Here is an 18,893-nt window from a genome sequence, read left to right on the forward strand (position 1 = left end):
GCGATCCGGGTCGAGGCGGTGACCAAGGTCTACCGGAGCGACAGTGGCCCGGTGGCTGCGCTGGACCGGATCGACCTCGACATCGCCGAGGGCGAGTTCGTCTCTCTGCTCGGCCCCAGCGGCTGCGGAAAATCCACCCTGCTGCACATCGTGGCGGGCCTCACCGAAGCCACCTCCGGCCGGGTCAGCATCGCAGGCAGCCCGGCGAGGGCGGACCGCACCGACGTGTCGATCATGTTGCAACGCCCCGTGCTCTTTCCCTGGAAGAACGTGCTGGAAAACGTGATGTTGCCGGCCAAGCTGCAGGGCAGCACTGCGTCGGAGGCCAAGGATGCAGCCATGCATTTCCTGGAGCTCACCGGTCTGGGCGATTTCGCGACCAAACAGGTGTGGGAGCTGTCAGGTGGAATGAAACAGCGAGTCAGCCTGGCCCGCGCGCTCGCCACCGACCCGCCGGTACTACTGATGGACGAGCCGTTCTCGGCCCTCGACGAATTCACAAGGGAGCGACTGAATGTCGAGCTTGCGCGTCTGCACGACGAGCATGGCCGCACGACCTTGTTCGTGACGCACAACATCACCGAAGCGGTGTTCCTGTCCGACCGGATCGTCACCATGAGACCTCGGCCCGGTGGCGTCGTCGACGTCATCGACATCGCGCTGCCCCGTCCGCGTACCGCCAGTCAGGCCACCTCAGCGGCTGCCATCGAGCTCGCGGCCGAGGTTCGTGGCTCCATCGCCGCCTATCTGTGAACGTGAGGAGATGATCATGAGCTCGCCGGACAGCACCTTCACCCAACCGGTCCTGCCACCGGAACCCAGCCGGGCATCCTCGATTTGGCGCCGGACCTGGCCCCCGACCTCGGTAGTGCTGACGATCATCGCGATCTGGGAAACGGTGGTCACCCTCGACTGGGTGAACCAGCTCATCCTGCCGGCACCGTCGGCGATCATGAGCAGTCTGGCTGCAATGATCACCGAACCGTTCTTCTGGGAGGCCGCACAAGCCACCATGACCGAGACCCTGGCAGGGTTTCTCATCGGCATCGTGACGGCCTGGGTGCTGGGCACCCTGCTCGGCATGTCGGACCTGGCGAGACGGGCCCTGTACCCCATCGTCGTCGCATTCCAGATCACCCCGCGAATTGCGTTCGCACCGATCTTCCTGACCTGGTTCGGCTTCGGCCTCGAGTCGAAGATCGTTATGGCAGCAACCATTTGCTTCTTCCCGCTGCTGCTCAATGTGCTCGTCGGGATGGAGACGGTGGATCGCGACGCCCGTACCCTCATGCGGTCGTTCGGCGCCAGCCGCTGGCAGGAGTACCGCGAACTCACCCTGCCGGCCTCCCTGCCGCTGATTCTTGCCGGCATCAAGAACGCGGTCACCCTGGCGCTGATCGGTGCCATCGTCGCCGAATTCGTCGGTGCTTCGGTCGGAATGGGCGTACTGTCCAAGACCTTCAGCTTCCAGCTCGATGTCGCGTCCTCGTTCGCCGTGATCATCGCGCTGATGTTCTTCGGTCTGGTGCTCTACGGCATCGTCGAGCTCATCGACAAGAAGCTCGTCTATTGGCGGGATCGCTCTTGACCGCCGAATCAACTATCATCACCGGTTCATCGACCGTGTCAGGGTCGACAGTTCCTCCGAACTCGAGCGCAGGGCCTTCGATGGATCTTCAACAGGTTAAAGACCGTGTCTACCAACGGCTTCGCGAGGACCTCATCTCTCAGGAGATCCCTCCCGGCGCAGCGCTCAAAGAAATCCCGCTCTCCGAACGGTTCGGGGTGAGCAAGACTCCGATCAGGGAAGCCCTGGCTCGTCTGGAAAGTGACGGCCTCGTCGAAATCGCCCCGTACCGGGGGGCCCGCGCCAAGTGGTACACCGCGCGCGACTTCGACCACCTCTACGAGGCACGGTTCGTCGTCCAGGCCGAATGCCTGCAACGGATCACCGAGAACCCGGACTCACCGGCCGCCAAGGCCCTGCTGGCCAACGTCCAACGTTCCACGGAACTGCTGGCGGCCGAGCAGTACGACGAACTCGTCACCGAGATCGACCGGTTCGACGAGATCCTGTTCAGCGCGATCGACAACGATGTCCTCCGCGAAGTCATCGACCGGATCGCGACGCACTTTCGCCGCATCGGCCGGAACACTATGACCGAGGCCCGATTCAAGTCCTCCGTCGAGGAGCACAACGAGATCGTGAAGGCCGCCCGGGACGGCAATCAGAAGCGGGCCAGGGATCGGCTGCTCAGGCACAGTGACCACACCAAAGCCGATCTGCTCGCCCTCTTACGCTCGACCGAAGAGGGCATGGTTGCGGACTCGTAACGGCCTTCCGCCACGCCACCCGAGCACGTAGACAACGTTCGTTGTCAGGCATATCGTGGCCAGACACCGTAGTTCAAGGGTCAACGAGGACGCCATGACTGCAGCACAAGATTCCGCACCGTCCAGCGAGCAGGCGGCCATCCCGCTCGGCCCCGATTCCCTGACCTGGAAGTACTTCGGTGACCTGCGCACCGGACTGCTCGGGGTATGGGTCGGTTCGATCCAGAACATGTATCCCGAACTCGGCGCCGGCGTCGAGGACCACTCGATCCTGCTGCGTGAGCCGCTGCAGCGGGTCGCCCGCTCGGTGTACCCGATCATGGGCGTGGTCTACGACGGGGACCGCGCCGCGCAGACCGGTGAGCAGATCAAGGGCTTCCACAAGGACATCAAGGGCACCGACGGGCAGGGACGCCGCTACCACGCGCTCAACCCGGACACCTTCTACTGGGCGCACGCCACCTTCTTCATGCTCATCATCAAGACCGCCGAGTACTTCTGCGGCGGGCTGACCGAGGCCGAGAAGCACCAACTGTTCGACGAGCACGTGCAGTGGTACCGGATGTACGGCATGAGCATGCGCCCGGTGCCGGACAGCTGGGAGGACTTCCAGGTCTACTGGGACCGCAAGTGCCGCGAGGAGCTGGAGATCAACCAGGCCACCCTGGACATCTTCACCATGCGGATCCCCAAGCCCTGGTTCGTCCTGATGCCCACCGCGGTCTGGGATCAGCTGTTCAAACCGATGGTCGACGCGCAGCGCTGGGTGGCCGCCGGGGTGTTCGATGCCCCGGTACGGGAGAAGGCCGGGATGCGCTGGACCCCCGGCGACGAGATCCTGTTGCGGCTCCTGGGCAAGGCGGTCTCGGTGGCGTTCACCGCGGTACCCGACGAGATCCGGCTGCATCCGCGCGCGGTCGCCGCCTATCGGCGCGCCTCGGGCAGGGCACCCGCCGACGCCCCGCTGGTGGAGGCGCCCGGGTTCATGGCGCCGCCGCCGGATCGGCGCGGTCTGTCGATGCATTACCAACCCCCACAGCGCTCCCTGTTGGACCGGGCGGGATCATTGGTGCACACCACCTTCTCGCTCGCCGGGCTGAGCCGACTCCCGTCGCTTCGCTCACCCCGGAAGCCGGAAGCCAATCGAGAGGTTGCTTGACACGATGCTGGAATGGTCTGACGTCGATATCGCCGTGCGCGATGCGGTACGGGAATTCATCGACAAGGAGATCCGCCCGAATATCGATGCGCTGGAGAGCGGCGAGATGGAGCCCTACCCCATCGTCCGCAAGCTGTTCGCCACCTTCGGTATCGACCAGATGGCCAAGGAATCGTTGGAGCGCAGGCTGTCTCGGCTGCGCGAGGGCGGCGACTCCGCCAAGACCCCGAAGGCGTCGGGGTCCATGTTCGGCGGCGGCCCCGACCAGGCCGGCATGGGTTTCGTGTTGATCAGCGAGTTGTGCCGGGTCTCCATGGGCATCGTCACCGGATTGGGTGTCAGCCTGGGCCTGACGGTACCGACCATCCAGAGCCGCGGCACCCTGGCCCAGCAGGAGCGCTGGCTGCCCGGCCTGGTGACCTACGAGAAGATCGGCGCCTGGGCCATCACCGAACCGGATTCCGGCTCGGATGCCTTCGGCGGCATGAAGTCCTACGTCACCCGCGACGGCGACGACTACATCCTCAACGGGCAGAAGACATTCATCACCAACGGCCCCGACGCGGACGTGGTGGTGGTCTACGCAAAGCTCGACGAGCCGGGTGTCGACAAGCGCGACCGCAAGGTGCTGACCTTCGTCCTGGACAAGGGCATGGAGGGCTTCGTGCAGTCGAAGCCGTTCCACAAGATGGGCATTCATTCCTCACGCACCGGCGAGCTGTTCTTCAACAATGTGCGCCTGGGCCGCGACCGGCTGCTGGGTGAGACCGAGGACAACAAGTCCGGCGACGGCCGCGACAGCGCCCGGTCCAGCTTCTCCACCGAACGCATCGGGGTGGCGGCGATGGCGCTCGGCGTCATCGAGGAATGCCTGCGGCTGTCGGTCGATTACGCCAAGACCCGGGTGCTCTGGGGCAAGGAGATCGGCCAGTTCCAGCTGATCCAGCTGAAGCTGGCGAACATGGAAGTCGCCCGGATGAACGTGCGCAACATGCTGTTCCGCGTCATCGAGTCGGCCAAGGAGGGTAAGTCGATCTCACTGGCGGAGGCCTCGGCGATCAAGTGGTACTGCTCGCAGGCCGCCACCGATGTCGCGATGGAGGCTGTGCAGCTCTTCGGCGGCAACGGCTATATGAGCGAATACCGGGTGGAGCAGCTGGCCCGCGACGCCAAGTCGCTGATGATCTACGCCGGCAGCAACGAGGTCCAGATCACCCACGTGGCACGGGGACTGCTCAGCGACTGATTCCGTCGAGAAACACATCAGGGACCGTTTCGCGTGACGCGACGTCCCTGGTGTGAATCTCGCGTCAGCCCAGGGCTTGTGCGCTCTGGTAGAGGCAGATCGCCGCGGCCGCCGCCACGTTGAGACTTTCCGCGCTGCCCCGCATCGGGATGGTCACCTGGGTGTCGGCGGCGGCGGCGACCTCCGGGGACAACCCGTGCGCCTCGGAGCCGAACAACCAGGCCGTCGGCCGGCTCAGATCCACCGACGGCAGCGGTGCCGACCCGTCCAGCGTGGTGGCCAGTACCTGCAGCCCGACCGCGCGCAGTGCGCCGACGAGGTCGACGGGGTCGGGCACCGACAGCACCCGGGTCCCGAAGATGCTGCCCGCCGAGGAGCGCAGGCATTTCGGGTTGTACGGATCGACACTGTCCCCGGCCAGGATCAACGCGTCGGCGCCCATGGCGTCGGCGAGCCGGATCAGGGTGCCGGCATTACCCGGATCCGAGGTCTCGACCGCGACGGCGACCAGTTTCGGGCCGTCCAGCACATCGGCCAGGGCCACCTCCGGGATGTCGCACACCGCGATCAACCCGACCGGGGTCACGGTGTCCGACAACGCCTTCGCGGCCTTGTCGGTGACCACGTGCACCGGTGCGCCGGCGATCAGCGAATCGAAGCGGGCGAGGGCATCCTCGGTGACGAACACCTCGGAAACGACGCCACGCCGCAACGCTGCCTCGACCAGGTTGGGACCTTCGGCCAGGAAACGTGCGGCGTGGCGACGTCCGGCGGGACGCTGCAGCTTGATCGCCGCAGCTACCCGATTGGACTTTTCCGTAAGGGGTGTCAGGCGGCTTCGCCCGACGGTGCGTTGACATCCTCCGGCAGGGCTGCCTTGGCAACCTCGACCAGCGCGGTGAACGCGGCCGGATCGCTGATGGCGATCTCGGACAGGTTCTTGCGGTCCACCTCGACACCGGCGGCCTTGAGGCCCTGGATCAGGCGGTTGTAGGTGATGTCGTTGGCGCGGGCCGCAGCGTTGATGCGGGAGATCCACAGCTTGCGGAACTCGCCCTTGCGAGCGCGACGGTCGCGGTAGGCGTAGGTCAAGGAGTGCAGCTGCTGTTCCTTGGCCTTGCGGTACAGGCGCGACCGCTGGCCGCGGTAGCCCTTGGACGCCTTGAGTACTGTGCGCCGCTTCTTTTGAGCGTTGACTGCGCGCTTCACGCGTGCCATGAAAGTGTTCCTATTCGTACGGGGGAAAGTTGGTAAGAGCCACGGCTTTCGCCGTCGAGCCGAATCAGCCGTTCAGCATCTTCTTGACGCGGGCGGTGTCGTTGGCGGCAACGACGGTGCGGCCGTCGAGACGACGGGTCTGCTTGCTCGGCTTGTGCTCAAGCAGGTGGCGCTTGCCGGCCTTCTGGCGGACGATCTTGCCGCTGCCGGTGACGCGGAAGCGCTTCGATGCGCCGCTGTGAGTTTTTGCCTTGGGCATGTGGTCCTCAGTTCGTGTGGTGGATCAGTTCTGCGTGGGCTCAGTGGGCTGCGTTGGTTCAGCCGGCGCAGCCGGTGCCGCTGCACCGCCGGAGCGCGGTGTCGGGGCGTCGGCGTCGTGGGCCGCCTTGGCGCGGGTCTTCGCGCCGCGGTGCGGCGCCAGCACCATCGTCATGTTGCGGCCGTCCTGCTTGGCGGAGGTCTCGACGAAACCGTAGTCAGCCACGTCGGCGCCGAGGCGCTGCAGCAGTCGGTAACCCAGTTCGGGACGGGACTGCTCGCGACCGCGGAACATGATGGTGACCTTGACCTTCGACCCGGCCTCCAGGAAGCGGACCACATGGCCCTTCTTCGTCTGGTAGTCGTGATCGTCGATCTTCGGCCGGAGCTTCTGCTCCTTGACGACGGTCTGCTGCTGGTTCTTGCGAGACTCGCGCTCCTTGAGTGCCGTCTCGTACTTGAACTTGCCGTAGTCCATGATCTTGCAAACCGGGGGTTTGGCGTCTGGGGCTACCTCGACAAGATCGAGATCGGCGTCAACGGCGACGCGGAGAGCATCCTCGATGCGAACAATGCCTACCTGTTCGCCATTCGGTCCGATAAGGCGGACTTCAGGTACGCGGATACGCTCGTTGATGCGGGTCTCAGTGCTGATGGGGCCTCCTACGTTGTCTGCTCGTGCCACGACCGTATGGAGCGCCGGGCCAGCAGGGAGAAGCCACACCACCAGCATGTCTGCTCCGAAGAGCAGAACGGCCCTGCATATAGCAGGGCCCGATGCCGACCGATCACGGCTCTCGCCGTCTACGCGAATGCGCAGAACAGGACATCCGCGGATGCCTGTGATCGGACCGCTGGACCTGTACGGTCAGCGGTGGGAGCGGGACTCCACTTGCTGTCCCTGGCGTTCGCCGGGACGGTCGATCGTGCAAGTCTAACAGGCATGACCGATGATCAGAAAACTCCTTCCGACGCAGAGCCCCAGGTAAGGGAGCTCGCCGAGATTCCCGCCGTCGAGGTCATCACCCGTTCGGCCGTCATGCTGATGAGCGCCGCCGCCGAGAAGATCGGGCTGGGCGCCGAGGATCCCGACGACAGTCCACACCGTGACCTCGACGAAGCCCGCCGGCTGATCACCGCGCTGGCCGGCTTGGTCACCGCCTCCGCGGAGTTCCTCGGCCTGCACGCCGGACCGCTGCGCGATGGCCTCAAGAGCCTGCAACTGGCTTTCCGGGAGGCCAGTGCGGCACCGGACGAGCCCGGCCACGGCCCCGGCGAGAAGTACACCGGCCCGGTCTGGTGACCGCACAGTGCTGACCACACACCGCGCCCGGCGCTGGTAGAAGCGCACGATCGGGGCGTCGAGCGCATATTCTCGCGCCCTATGACGGTCACCACAGTCCCACCCGGCAAGACCCGGCGCCCATCCGGTTTCGCCTGGGTTCCGACCGCCGCGGGCTGGACCGTCGGCGTCATCGCGACGCTGTCGCTGGTGGCGAGCATCTCGCCGTTCGTGCGTTCGGCGATCCGGGTGCCCCGCGAGTTCGTCAACGACTACATCTTCAACTTCCCGGACACCAGCTTCGCCTGGGCCGTGGTGCTGGCCCTGCTGGCGGCCGCGCTGGCCGCCCGCAAGAGCATCGCCTGGTGGATCCTGGTGCTGTACATGTTGGCCGCGGCCGGGCTCAACGTCGTCGACCTGCTGACCGGCGGCGAGTCGGTGATGGCGGAGATCGGCGAGGTCATCGGCCTGGTGTTCCACCTGGCCGCCATCTCCTTCCTGGTGCTGGCCCGGCACGAGTTCTGGGCCAAGGTTCGCCGCGGCGCGCTGGTCAAGGCGGTCGCCACCCTGCTGGCCGGGCTGGCGGTCGGCATCCTGGTCGGTTGGGGTCTGCTGTCCTTGTTCCCCGGCACGCTGGAGCGCGACTACCGGCTGGGCTACGCGGCCAACCGGGTGGTGGCCTTCGCCGGCGTCGACGCCGAGGTGTTCGACGGTCAGCACCCCGGCGTGTTGATCAACGCCCTGCTCGGCCTGTTCGGTGCGCTCGCCCTGGTGGCCGCCGCGATCGTGCTGTTCCGCTCCCAGCGTGCCGCCAATGCGCTGACCGGGCAGGACGAGTCGGCCATTCGCGGGCTGCTGGAACTGTTCGGCAAGAACGATTCGCTGGGCTACTTCGCCACCCGCCGCGACAAGTCGGTGGTCTTCGCACCCAACGGCCGCGCCGCCATCACCTACCGGGTCGAGGTGGGTGTCTGTCTGGCCAGTGGGGATCCGGTCGGCGACCCGCGGTCCTGGCCGGCCGCGATCGACGCCTGGCTCAAGCTGTGCCGGTCCTACGGCTGGGCGCCCGGCGTGATGGGCGCCAGTGCCGCTGCGGCGCAGGCGTTCCGCGACGGCGGCCTGAACGCCATCGAACTCGGCGACGAGGCCATCCTGTACCCCGACCGGTTCAAGTTGTCCGGCCCGGACATGAAACCGGTGCGCCAGGCGGTCACCCGGGCCCGGCGCGCGGGCCTGACGGTTCGTATCCGCCGGCACCGTGACCTGACCCCCGACGCGATGGCGGTGGTCATCGGGCACGCCGACGCCTGGCGGGACACCGAGACCGAACGCGGGTTCTCGATGGCGTTGGGCCGGTTGGGCGATCCCGCCGACGGCGACTGTCTGCTGGTCGAGGCGGTGCAGGCCGGCAGCGGAGACGACACCGACGGGGCCGAGGATCAGGTCGTGGCCATGCTCTCGCTGGTCCCGTGGGGTTCCAACGGAGTGTCGCTGGACGTGATGCGGCGCTCGCCGCAGTCCCCCAACGGCACCATCGAACTGATGGTCAGCGAGATCTGCCTGCAGGCCGAGGATCTCGGCATCACCCGGATCTCGCTGAACTTCGCGATGTTCCGGTCGGCGTTCGAGCAGGGCGCCCAGCTCGGCGCCGGCCCGGTCGCCCGGCTGTGGCGCGCCTTGCTGGTGTTCTTCTCCCGGTGGTGGCAGCTGGAGACGCTGTACCGCTCGAACATGAAGTACCAGCCGGAATGGGTTCCGCGGTTCGCCTGCTACGAGGACGCCCGCGAGGTCCCCCGTGTCGGGGTGGCCTCGGTGATCGCCGAGGGCTTCCTGGTGCTGCCGTTCTCGCGGCGCAAGGAACACACCGGCGAGCACGTCGCCGCGCCGAAGAACCTGGTGGACAGCGGCCTACTGCACTCCGACGGCAGCGCCCCGGATCTCGCTGCGCTGCAGCAGGATCTACCCGCCGACGACCACGCCCGGCTGCCCGAGCAGGTCCGGGTCCGGATGGCGAAACTGAAGGCGCTGCAGGACAACGGGGTCGACGCCTACCCGGTCGGCGAGGCACCCAGCCACACCGTCGAACAGGCGCTGGCCACCACCGCCGCCGATGTCACCGTGACGGTGGCGGGCCGGATCCTGCGGTTGCGCGACTACGGCGGTGTGCTGTTCGCCGTGCTGCGCGACTGGTCCGGCGATGTCCAACTGCTGCTGGACAATTCGCGGCTCACCCAGGGCAACAACGCCGATTTCACCGGCTCGATCGATCTCGGTGACCTGGTCGAGGTGACCGGCACCATGGGCCACAGCCGCAACGGCACCCCGTCGCTGCTGGTGACCCGGTGGCGGCTGATCGGCAAATGCCTCCGGCCACTGCCGGACAAGTACAAGGGTCTGACCGATCCGGAGGCCCGGGTCCGGACCCGGTATGTCGATCTCGCCATCAACACCGATGCACGCGATCTCATCACCGCACGCAGCCGCATCCTGCACTCCATCCGGGAATCCTTGGTCGGCAAGGGATTCCTCGAGGTGGAGACCCCGATCCTGCAGCAGATCCACGGCGGGGCGAACGCCCGACCGTTCATCACCCACATCAACGCCTACGACCTCGACCTGTATCTGCGCATCGCACCCGAGCTGTACCTCAAGCGGCTGTGCGTGGGCGGGGTGGAGCGGGTCTTCGAACTGGGTCGCGCGTTCCGCAACGAGGGCGTGGATTTCAGTCACAATCCGGAATTCACACTGCTGGAGGCCTATCAGGCGCACGCCGACTACAACGTGTGGATGCACGGCTGCCGGGAGCTGATCCAGAAGGCCGCCGAGGCCGCCAACGGCGCCCAGGTGGTGATGCGGCCGGGTCCCGACGGCACGTTGACGCCGGTGGACATCTCCGGGGAGTGGCCGGTGAAGACGGTGCACGGCGCGGTGTCCGAGGCGCTCGGGGAACAGATCGGCCCGGACACCGACCTGGACCGGCTGCGCGATCTCTGCGACAACGCCGGGGTGCCGTATCTGACGCACTGGGACACCGGCGCGGTCGTGCTCGAACTGTACGAGCGGTTGGTCGAGGGGCAGACCGAACACCCGACGTTCTACAAGGACTTCCCCACCTCGGTGTCCCCGTTGACGCGGCCGCACCGCAGCATCGCCGGCGTCGCCGAGCGGTGGGACCTGGTGGCCTGGGGCGTCGAACTCGGCACCGCCTACAGCGAACTCACCGATCCGGTGGAGCAACGCAAACGACTGCAGGAACAGTCGCTGCTGGCCGCGGGCGGCGACCCGGAGGCGATGGAACTCGACGAGGACTTCCTGCAGGCCCTCGAGTACGCCATGCCGCCGACCGGCGGTCTCGGGGTGGGGGTGGATCGGGTGGTCATGCTGATCACCGGCCGCAGCATCCGCGAGACCCTGCCGTTCCCACTGGCCAAACCGCGCTAGAAGTCACAGCCGCTTTTCAGCCAACAGCGCCACCATGGTCTGGTGAGCACGTGGGCAACGGTGTCGTTGACGCACGGCTGGGTGCCGGGGACCGTCCAGGTGGTCACCGGACTGCTGTTGCTGATGGCCGCGCTCCGTCTGCGGCGGCGGCACCCGGTGGCTTTCGGGATCGCGATGGTCTTCGGCGTGGGGGCGGCCGTGGCCGTGCACTGGTATGTCGACAACCAGGGATTGGCCGGGGATCCTGCCCCGCACGCGCTGTGGCTGTGGATCGGGCTGACCGGGTTCTCCGTTGCGGCACTGACATCCGGTTGGCGCCGGACCCACTGGTGGCGGCGCGCCGCCGCGATGACCGCCGTCCCGCTGTGCGCGCTGTGCGTGGCCCTGGCGCTGAATCAATGGACCGGATACCTGCCCACCACCCAGACGGCATGGGACCAACTCACTGCCGGACCGCTGCCGGATCAGACCGATATGGCCACCGTCGCGGCGTACGAGGTCCGGCATGTGGTGCCCCGCACCGGCTCCCTGGTGCCGTTCGACACCGGACACGCGGGTTCGGGATTCCGGCACCGCGGCGAGCTGGTGTACCTGCCGCCTGCCTGGTTCGCCTCGGATCCGCCGCCGCGGCTGCCCGCACTGCTGATGATCGGCGGCGAACTCAACACACCGGCAGACTGGGCGCGAGCCGGCAACGCGGTCACCATCACCGATACCTTCGCGGCCGCACACGGCGGCAGAGCCCCGGTGCTGGTGTTCGCCGACGTCGGTGGCGCGTTCAACAACGACACCGAGTGCGTCAACGGAACCCGCGGCAAGGTGGCCGACCACCTCCTCAACGACGTTGTACCGAAGGTCATCTCGACGTTCGGTGTGAGCGCGGACCCCGCACACTGGGGTGTTGTCGGATGGTCGATGGGCGGCACCTGCGCGGTGGACCTGACGGTGATGCACCCGGATCGGTTCTCCACGTTCGAGGACATCGCCGGCGATCTGAGGCCTAACACCGGCACCAAGGCGCAGACCATCGCGCGACTGTTCGGCGGGGACGCGGCGGCCTACGCCGCGTTCGACCCGAGCACCGTCATCACCCGGCACGGCCCCTACACCGGGGTGTCGGGTTGGTTCGCGGTGAACGGCGCCGGCACCTCCCCACCGCCCCAGACCGCCGCCGCAGCGCAGACCTTGTCCGCCCTGGGCACCGCATACGGCATCCGGTGCGTGGTGGCCACCCGGCCCGGGCAGCACGACTGGCCGTTCGCGTCACGCGCCTTCACCGAGGCGCTGCCCTGGCTGGCCGGCCGGATCGGCACGACCGATCAGTAGTCGGCCTCAGCGGCCGGCTCTTCGGCCCGGACGGTGTCCGGCACGCCATCCACTCTCCCCCGTACCAGGGCGCGCAACCGATCCCCGGACTTCTGAGCGGGTAACGTGGCGTCATGCCCGATGACCAGCAGCCTTCCGAGGTCGACCCGATCGATGCCGAGGTCGTCCCGGGCGAGCCGGCGCTCGTCGAATCGGCACCGGAATCCCACCAGAGCGGCCACACCGAGACCGGCTACACCGAGGCCGGCGTGCCGACCTTCGACGCGGTGCGGGAGAAGATCGAGAACCGCTACGGCACCGCGCTGGGCGCGACCGAGCTCGCCGAGCAGACGCCGGAGGGCCGTTCGGTGGCCGAGCAGTACGAGGCCCGCCAGCAGGCCGCCGCCGAGAAGCTGAAGCAGATCCGCGAATCGATGAACCGGGACTAGTGCGCTCGTTCACCGTCGCCGAGCGGCGTGCCCGCCTGGCCCGGCGGCATTTCCTGGGCCCGCAGAGCACCGATGTCACCACGGTGACGGCCGGCCTGGTCGGCCTGCACGCCACCGATCCCGCCACACCGTATCTGTCGCTGTGGGCCCGGATTCCCGGATTCGACCGCGCCGACCTGGACGCCGTGCTGTACCGGGACCGCACGATGCTCAAGCACCTGGCGATGCGGCGTACGCTATGGGCCATCTGCACGGACTCGTTGCCCGCGGTGCAGGCGGCCGCCAGTGACCGGGTGGCCGCCAACGAGAGCCGCAAGCTGATCGCCGATGTCGAGAAGGCGGGGGTGGCCGCCGACGGCGCCGCATGGCTGCAGACCGCGTGCACGGCGGTGCTGGCCTATCTGGAGGCCAACGGCCCGACCAGTGCGGCGCAATTGCGCACTGCCCTCCCGGAATTGGCGGGAACCTGGGATCCCGCACCCGGAAAGCCCTGGGGCGGGGCGACTCCCCTATCGCCGCGGGTGATCACGGTGCTCGCCGTGCGCGGGGCGGTCGTCCGCGGGCCGAATCAGGGCGGGTGGACATCGTCGCGTCCGCTGTGGGTGTCCGCGGGTTCCTGGTTGGACGGTGCGGCGTCGTCGGGCCCGTCGGCACCGGACGCGTCCGGTACCGAACTGGTGCGCACCTGGCTGCGGGCGTTCGGCCCGGCCACCGTGGCAGACGTGAAGTGGTGGTTCGGCCACACCCTCACCTGGACGCGGCGGGCACTGGCCGATATCGGTGCGGTCGAGGTGGATCTGCATGGCACGCCCGGCGTGGCGCTGCCCGATGACCTGGAGCCCGAACCCGACGCCGGGCCGTGGTGCGCGCTGTTGCCGGGTCTCGATCTCAGCACCATGGGCTGGGTGGACCGGGACTGGTACCTCGACGGGCTGGGCGACCGGGTGTTCGACACCCGGGGCAATGCCGGCCCGACCGCGTGGGTGAACGGCCGGGTGGTCGGTGCGTGGCGGCAATCCGACGACGGCCGGGTGCTGCCGCAGATCGTGGCCGAGGTGGACCGTGGTGCCCGACAGGAGTTGCAGCGCAAGGCCGATGCCCTCACCGAATGGTTGGACGGCACGGTCGTCAAACCGCGGTTCCCGTCCCCGTTGTCGAAGGGCCCGCCGGAGGGTTAGGGGATCCAGAGGGCAATGGATACGGCGTATAACCGCGCTCTTGACCTCAACCGCAGTTCCGGTTCTACGGTGACCGTCATGGAACTCGGTCACTTCGGCTTCACCGTTGACCCGGCCGCATCGGACGTCGGGCTCATCGAGAATCTCGGCTTCGGCACGCTCTGGGTCAACGGCGGACAACTCGACCGACTGGACGTCCTCACCGGCCTGCTGGCGGCCACCGACCACGCCGTCGTCGCGCCGGCGATCATCCCGCCCGATGTGTTCACACCCGCGGAGGTCGTCGACCTGTTTCGCGACGCCGAGACCGCGGCACCGGGCCGACTCATGGTCGGCCTCGGTTCCTCGCAACACAAACCGCTGTCCGCGTTGACCGACTATGTCGATCGCCTCGACGCGATACCCCAGGACCGGCGCCTGCTGGCGGCGTTCGGGCCACGCAAACTCGATATCGCCCGCCACCGCTTCGCCGGCGCCATCCCCGGGATGTTCACCCCCGAGTACACCGCACACGCCCGGAGCCGACTCGGGCCGAACCCGCTGCTGGCCGTCGGGCAGTACTGCGTCCTCGACACCGATGCCGACACCGCCCGGGAGAGCGCGCGGGCCCCCCTACGGTTCCTGATGGGCCTGCGCAGCTACACGGATTCCGCACGGCGACAGGGTTTCTCCGCACACGACATCGGGACGTTGAGCGACACCCTGGTGGACAGCGTGATCGCGTGGGGCACCCCCGCCGGCATCGTGGCGCACGCGCAACGACACCTGACCGCCGGCGCCGACCACGTCTATTTCAGTGTGCTGTCCGACGGCTCGCAACCGGGCGGCCTGGATGCCGCCCGCCAGCTGGCCTCGGCACTGGGCGTCAGGCGCTGACCTTGCGTCGCTTCCGGGTCTTCGGCGCGGGCTCTGCGGGTGCCTGCACCTCGTCGAGCATCTCGGCGAGGAACTGCCCGGTGTAGCTGCCCGGCGTCGCCGCGACATCCTCCGGCGTCCCGGCGGCCACCATGGTGCCGCCCCCGGCGCCGCCCTCGGGCCCCATGTCGATGATCCAGTCCGAGGTCTTGATGACATCGAGGTTGTGTTCGATGACGATCACCGTATTGCCCTTGTCGACAAGGCCGTTGATCACCTTGAGCAGCTTCCGGATGTCCTCGAAGTGCAGACCGGTGGTCGGCTCGTCGAGGATGTAGATCGTGCGACCGGTGGAGCGCTTCTGCAATTCAGCCGCCAGCTTCACCCGCTGCGCTTCACCGCCGGACAGCGTCGGCGCGGGCTGGCCGAGCCGCACGTAGCCGAGGCCGACGTCGACCAGCGTCTTGAGGTAACGGTGAATCGAGGTGATGTTCTCGAAGAACTCCGCGGCCTCCTCGATCGGCATGTCCAGCACCTCGGAGATGGTCTTGCCCTTGTAGTGCACCTCCAGGGTCTCCCGGTTGTACCGGGCACCGTGGCACACCTCGCACGGCACGTACACATCGGGCAGGAAGTTCATCTCGATCTTGAGCGTGCCGTCACCCGAACATGCCTCACAGCGGCCACCTTTGACGTTGAACGAGAACCGGCCGGGCTGGTAGCCGCGCACCTTCGCCTCGGTCGTCGCGGCGAACAGGGTGCGGATCTTGTCGAACACCCCGGTGTAGGTGGCCGGATTGGACCGCGGGGTGCGGCCGATCGGCGACTGGTCGACGCGCACCAACTTGTCGAGCTGGTCGATACCGTTGATCCGGGTGTGCCGGCCGGGCACCTGCCGCGCACCGTTGAGCTTGTTGGCCAGCACGGTGGCCAGGATGTCGTTGACCAGCGTCGACTTACCCGACCCGGACACCCCGGTGACCGAGGTCAGCACCCCGAGCGGGAAGGCGATGTCGACCTCTTTGAGGTTGTGTTCGCGTGCGCCGACGACGGTGAGCTGACGCTTGCGGTCCACCGGGCGCCGGATGGCCGGAACCTCGATGCTTTCCTTGCCGGAAAGGTAAGCGCCGGTGAGGGATTCCGGATTCTTCAGCAGATCCCGGTAGGTGCCGCTGTGCACGATGCGGCCACCGTGCTCACCGGCGTACGGGCCGATGTCGACGACCCAGTCGGCGTGCGCGATGGTGTCCAGGTCGTGCTCCACCACGATCAGGGTGTTGCCCAGGTTGCGCAGCCGCACCAGGGTGTCGATGAGCTTGCGGTTGTCGCGCTGATGCAGCCCGATGGACGGCTCGTCGAGCACGTAGAGCACCCCGACCAGGCCGGAGCCGATCTGGGTGGCGAGCCGGATGCGTTGCGCCTCACCGCCGGACAGCGTCGCCGCCGCCCGGGACAGAGACAGGTATTCCAGGCCGACGTCGAGCAGGAAGCCGAGCCGGGACTGGATCTCCTTGAGCACCTGCCCGGCGATGGCCTGTTCCCGCTGGCCCAGGGTGAGCGCGTTGAGGAACACCGCACAGTCGGCGATGGACAGTTCGGCGACCTCGGCGATCGACTTCTCGCCGTGCACACCCGCGGCCAGCGTGACCGCCAGGATCTCGGGCTTGAGCCGGGTCCCCTCGCACTCCGGGCAGGGGATATCGCGCATGAAACCCTCGTAGCGCTCCTTCATCTGCTCGGAGTCGGTCTGCTCCATCCGGCGCTGCAGGAAGGCCAGCACACCCTCGAAGTCCGCGTAGTAGGACCGGGTGCGGCCGTACCGGTTCTTGTACCGGACGTGCACCTGATGGTCGGAGCCCTCCAGGATGGCCTTGCGCGCCTTGGCGGGCAGCTTCTTCCACGGGGTGTCGACGTCGAAGCCCATCTCGTCGCCGAGACCGGACATCATCCGGGTGAAGTACTCCGCGGTGTGGCCCATCGACCACGGCGCGACGGCGCCTTCGGCCAGCGTGAGGTCCGGGTCGGGCACCACCAGGTCCGGGTCGACCTCCTTCTTGATGCCCAGACCGGTGCACTCCGGGCAGGCGCCGTAGGGCGAGTTGAAGGAGAACGACCGCGGTTCCAGATCGTCGACGGCCAGGGCGTGTCCGTTCGGGCACGCCAGCTTCTCGGAGAACCGCTGCTCACGATGCGGATCGGTCTCGTCCCGGTCGACGAAGTCGAGCACCAGGATGCCGTCGGCCAGCCCGAGCGCGGTCTCCACCGAATCGGTCAGCCGCTGCTTGCTGCTGGCCTTCACGGTGAGGCGGTCGACGACCACCTCGATGTCGTGCTTCTCCTGCTTTTTGAGCTTGGGCGGGTCGGTCAACGGGTAGACCACCCCGTCGACGCGCACCCGGCTGTAGCCCTGGGTGTTGAGCTTCTCGAACAGGTCGACGAACTCACCCTTGCGGGTCCGCACCACCGGGGCGAGCACCTGGAACTTGGTGCCCTCCTCCATGGCGAGCACCTGGTCGACGATCTGCTGCGGGGTCTGGCGCGCGATGCGCTCACCGCAGACCGGGCAATGCGGGGTGCCGGCGCGGGCATAGAGCAGGCGCAGGTAGTCGTACACCTCGGTGATGGTGCCCACGGTGGAGCGCGGGTTGCGGTTGGTCGACTTCTGGTCGATGGACACCGCCGGGGACAGGCCCTCGATGAAGTCCACGTCCGGCTTGTCCATCTGGCCGAGGAACTGCCTGGCGTACGCCGAGAGCGACTCGACGTAGCGGCGCTGCCCCTCGGCGAAGATCGTGTCGAAGGCCAGCGAGGACTTACCGGAGCCGGACAGGCCGGTGAACACGATCAGGGCGTCGCGTGGCAGATCAAGATCGACGCCACGTAGATTGTGCTCGCGCGCACCCTTGACGATCAGACGGTCAGACAACGGGGTTTCCTCCCAAGACAGAATTCATCGCCCATGCTAGGTGCCCCCACCGACAAGCCCGATAACGTGGCGGTATGAGCACCCTCGTCGAGAACTACACCGGCCACGTCGACCCCGGCACCGCGGCACGGCGCACGCTTCCGGGGGCGACCATCATCAAGGCGTCGGTCGGCGCCATGGACAACAACGCGTATCTCATCACCTGCTCGGCGACCGGGAAGACCCTGCTGATCGACGCCGCCAACGACGCCGACTCCCTGATCGGGCTGATCAGGGAGTATGCCCCCGACGTGGCGCTCATCGTGACCAGCCACCAACACTACGACCATTGGCAGGCGCTGGCCGCGGTCGCCGAGGCCACCGGCGCACCGACGGCGGCCCACGCGCTGGACGCCGAGCCGCTGCCGGTCAGCCCGGACCGGATTCTCGCCGACGGCGACACGGTCACCGTCGGCAATCTCACCTTCGACGTGATTCACCTCCAGGGTCACACCGAGGGTTCGGTCGCATTGGCGCTGCGCGGCGCGGACGGGGACGTCACCCACCTGTTCACCGGGGACTGCCTGTTCCCGGGTGGGGTCGGCAAGACCTGGAAAGAGGGCGACTTCGAGCGGCTGCTCGGCGATGTGTCGAACAAGGTGTTCGACGTATACCCCGATTCGACGGTGGTCTATCCCGGGCACGGTGACGACACCACCATCGGCGCCGAACGCCCGCACCTGACCGAATGGCGCGAGCGCGGCTGGTGAGGCCGGTACCCGAGAAGCCCGGTCCGGGCCAGGAATCGGTGTGGGACTATCCCCGCCCGCCCCGGCTCGAGGAATTCCGCGGCTCGATCACCGTCGAGCTCGGCGGGGTCGACATCGCCGCGACACAGCGGGGCTGGCGGGTGCTGGAGACCAGCCACCCACCGACCTATTACCTGCCCGCCGACTCCTTTCGGCCCGGCGTGCTGCGGGCCACTGCCGGTTCGTCCTGGTGTGAGTGGAAGGGACGGGCGAGCTACTTCGACCTGGTCTCCGGACGGACCGTGGCCCCGCGTGCGGCCTGGACCTACGCGGCACCGACCCGCGGTTTCGAACCCATCGCCGGGGCCGTCGCGGTGATGGCTGCGGCGGTGGACCGGTGCACTGTCAACGGCGAGACCGTCCTCCACCAACCTGGCGGCTTCTACGGCGGTTGGATCACCAGCGGGGTGACCGGGCCGTTCAAGGGCGTCCCGGGGTCGATGGGCTGGTGAGG

General features: G+C 67.5%; 18 protein-coding genes. 13 read left to right on the forward strand and 5 right to left on the reverse strand.

Features of this window, described 5'->3' with window-relative positions:
* Positions 1-18: 18 nt before the first annotated feature.
* The 5 genes from K0O62_RS17165 to K0O62_RS17185 all read left to right on the forward strand — a co-directional run bounded on the left by K0O62_RS17165 (position 19) and on the right by K0O62_RS17185 (position 4,739).
* The gene (locus K0O62_RS17165) at positions 19-753 is read left to right on the forward strand and encodes an ABC transporter ATP-binding protein (RefSeq protein ID WP_165637059.1); all 735 of its coding nucleotides are present in this window, start codon (positions 19-21) and stop codon (positions 751-753) included.
* Between the two features lie 16 nt (positions 754-769).
* Entirely contained in the window at positions 770-1,588 is an 819-nt protein-coding gene (locus tag K0O62_RS17170; protein ID WP_165637060.1) for an ABC transporter permease, read from the forward strand.
* An 80-nt stretch (positions 1,589-1,668) separates the two neighbouring features.
* Positions 1,669-2,334, forward strand: coding sequence for a GntR family transcriptional regulator (locus K0O62_RS17175; RefSeq protein WP_073859350.1), 666 nt, complete (start codon positions 1,669-1,671; stop codon positions 2,332-2,334).
* A 94-nt stretch (positions 2,335-2,428) separates the two neighbouring features.
* On the forward strand, positions 2,429-3,493 hold the full coding sequence (locus K0O62_RS17180; protein ID WP_073859351.1) for an oxygenase MpaB family protein: 1,065 nt from the start codon (positions 2,429-2,431) through the stop codon (positions 3,491-3,493).
* 4 nt (positions 3,494-3,497) lie between these two features.
* Complete coding sequence (locus K0O62_RS17185; RefSeq protein ID WP_073859352.1) at positions 3,498-4,739, forward strand: acyl-CoA dehydrogenase family protein; 1,242 nt, start codon at positions 3,498-3,500, stop codon at positions 4,737-4,739.
* Between the two features lie 64 nt (positions 4,740-4,803).
* Here the strand turns inward: K0O62_RS17185 and K0O62_RS17190 are convergent, their stop codons facing one another.
* The 4 genes from K0O62_RS17190 to infC all read right to left on the reverse strand — a co-directional run bounded on the left by K0O62_RS17190 (position 4,804) and on the right by infC (position 6,948).
* Positions 4,804-5,571 (reverse strand): TrmH family RNA methyltransferase, encoded by a 768-nt coding sequence (locus K0O62_RS17190; protein ID WP_073859385.1) that lies wholly within the window; start codon positions 5,569-5,571, stop codon positions 4,804-4,806.
* The gene (gene rplT, locus K0O62_RS17195; RefSeq protein ID WP_073859353.1) at positions 5,568-5,957 is read right to left on the reverse strand and encodes a 50S ribosomal protein L20; all 390 of its coding nucleotides are present in this window, start codon (positions 5,955-5,957) and stop codon (positions 5,568-5,570) included. Before rplT ends, K0O62_RS17190 begins: the two co-directional genes overlap by 4 nt.
* 64 nt (positions 5,958-6,021) lie before the next feature.
* Positions 6,022-6,216 (reverse strand): 50S ribosomal protein L35, encoded by a 195-nt coding sequence (rpmI, locus tag K0O62_RS17200; protein WP_073859354.1) that lies wholly within the window; start codon positions 6,214-6,216, stop codon positions 6,022-6,024.
* Between the two features lie 24 nt (positions 6,217-6,240).
* Entirely contained in the window at positions 6,241-6,948 is a 708-nt protein-coding gene (gene infC, locus K0O62_RS17205; protein ID WP_073859355.1) for a translation initiation factor IF-3, read from the reverse strand.
* 210 nt (positions 6,949-7,158) lie between these two features.
* On the opposite strand from infC, the gene K0O62_RS17210 reads away from it, so the two are divergent.
* From K0O62_RS17210 to K0O62_RS17235, 6 genes are all read left to right on the forward strand, one after another.
* Complete coding sequence (locus tag K0O62_RS17210; RefSeq protein ID WP_073859356.1) at positions 7,159-7,518, forward strand: DUF1844 domain-containing protein; 360 nt, start codon at positions 7,159-7,161, stop codon at positions 7,516-7,518.
* Positions 7,519-7,599: 81 nt separating this feature from the next.
* The gene (lysX, locus tag K0O62_RS17215; RefSeq protein ID WP_073859357.1) at positions 7,600-10,938 is read left to right on the forward strand and encodes a bifunctional lysylphosphatidylglycerol synthetase/lysine--tRNA ligase LysX; all 3,339 of its coding nucleotides are present in this window, start codon (positions 7,600-7,602) and stop codon (positions 10,936-10,938) included.
* A gap of 42 nt (positions 10,939-10,980) precedes the next feature.
* On the forward strand, positions 10,981-12,264 hold the full coding sequence (locus K0O62_RS17220; protein ID WP_234800292.1) for an alpha/beta hydrolase: 1,284 nt from the start codon (positions 10,981-10,983) through the stop codon (positions 12,262-12,264).
* 113 nt (positions 12,265-12,377) lie between these two features.
* The gene (locus K0O62_RS17225; protein WP_073859358.1) at positions 12,378-12,692 is read left to right on the forward strand and encodes a hypothetical protein; all 315 of its coding nucleotides are present in this window, start codon (positions 12,378-12,380) and stop codon (positions 12,690-12,692) included.
* Positions 12,692-13,870, forward strand: a complete 1,179-nt coding sequence (locus K0O62_RS17230; protein ID WP_073859359.1) for a winged helix DNA-binding domain-containing protein — start codon at positions 12,692-12,694, stop codon at positions 13,868-13,870. The genes K0O62_RS17225 and K0O62_RS17230 overlap by 1 nt, the downstream gene beginning before the upstream one ends.
* A 78-nt stretch (positions 13,871-13,948) precedes the next feature.
* A complete protein-coding gene (locus K0O62_RS17235) occupies positions 13,949-14,746 on the forward strand; it encodes a TIGR03620 family F420-dependent LLM class oxidoreductase (RefSeq protein ID WP_097934028.1) in 798 nt (265 codons plus the stop codon).
* Here K0O62_RS17235 and uvrA read toward each other — a convergent pair.
* Positions 14,736-17,651 (reverse strand): excinuclease ABC subunit UvrA, encoded by a 2,916-nt coding sequence (gene uvrA, locus K0O62_RS17240; protein WP_073859361.1) that lies wholly within the window; start codon positions 17,649-17,651, stop codon positions 14,736-14,738. The two genes, K0O62_RS17235 and uvrA, sit on opposite strands and share 11 nt — an antisense overlap.
* 74 nt (positions 17,652-17,725) lie before the next feature.
* Here uvrA and K0O62_RS17245 point away from each other — a divergent pair, with 74 nt between their 5' ends.
* A complete protein-coding gene (locus K0O62_RS17245) occupies positions 17,726-18,400 on the forward strand; it encodes an MBL fold metallo-hydrolase (protein WP_073859362.1) in 675 nt (224 codons plus the stop codon).
* Entirely contained in the window at positions 18,379-18,891 is a 513-nt protein-coding gene (locus K0O62_RS17250) for a DUF427 domain-containing protein (protein ID WP_073859363.1), read from the forward strand. The genes K0O62_RS17245 and K0O62_RS17250 overlap by 22 nt, the downstream gene beginning before the upstream one ends.
* Positions 18,892-18,893 lie beyond the last annotated feature (2 nt).

Origin of the sequence: Mycolicibacterium diernhoferi (assembly GCF_019456655.1) — a bacterium.
In the GTDB taxonomy this organism is placed as follows: Bacteria; Actinomycetota; Actinomycetes; order Mycobacteriales; family Mycobacteriaceae; genus Mycobacterium; species Mycobacterium diernhoferi.

Excerpts from the sequence above, each read along its gene's own strand:
- rplT (WP_073859353.1), bottom strand. The coding sequence starts at position 5,957 with ATGGCACGCGTGAAGCGCGCAGTCAACGCTCAAAAGAAGCGGCGCACA.
- lysX (WP_073859357.1), top strand. The coding sequence starts at position 7,600 with ATGACGGTCACCACAGTCCCACCCGGCAAGACCCGGCGCCCATCCGGT.
- K0O62_RS17235 (WP_097934028.1), top strand. The coding sequence starts at position 13,949 with ATGGAACTCGGTCACTTCGGCTTCACCGTTGACCCGGCCGCATCGGAC.
- K0O62_RS17180 (WP_073859351.1), top strand. The coding sequence starts at position 2,429 with ATGACTGCAGCACAAGATTCCGCACCGTCCAGCGAGCAGGCGGCCATC.
- K0O62_RS17170 (WP_165637060.1), top strand. The coding sequence starts at position 770 with ATGAGCTCGCCGGACAGCACCTTCACCCAACCGGTCCTGCCACCGGAA.
- K0O62_RS17245 (WP_073859362.1), top strand. The coding sequence starts at position 17,726 with ATGAGCACCCTCGTCGAGAACTACACCGGCCACGTCGACCCCGGCACC.
- K0O62_RS17225 (WP_073859358.1), top strand. The coding sequence starts at position 12,378 with ATGCCCGATGACCAGCAGCCTTCCGAGGTCGACCCGATCGATGCCGAG.
- K0O62_RS17175 (WP_073859350.1), top strand. The coding sequence starts at position 1,669 with ATGGATCTTCAACAGGTTAAAGACCGTGTCTACCAACGGCTTCGCGAG.
- rpmI (WP_073859354.1), bottom strand. The coding sequence starts at position 6,216 with ATGCCCAAGGCAAAAACTCACAGCGGCGCATCGAAGCGCTTCCGCGTC.
- infC (WP_073859355.1), bottom strand. The coding sequence starts at position 6,948 with ATGCTGGTGGTGTGGCTTCTCCCTGCTGGCCCGGCGCTCCATACGGTC.
- K0O62_RS17210 (WP_073859356.1), top strand. The coding sequence starts at position 7,159 with ATGACCGATGATCAGAAAACTCCTTCCGACGCAGAGCCCCAGGTAAGG.
- K0O62_RS17250 (WP_073859363.1), top strand. The coding sequence starts at position 18,379 with ATGGCGCGAGCGCGGCTGGTGAGGCCGGTACCCGAGAAGCCCGGTCCG.
- K0O62_RS17185 (WP_073859352.1), top strand. The coding sequence starts at position 3,498 with ATGCTGGAATGGTCTGACGTCGATATCGCCGTGCGCGATGCGGTACGG.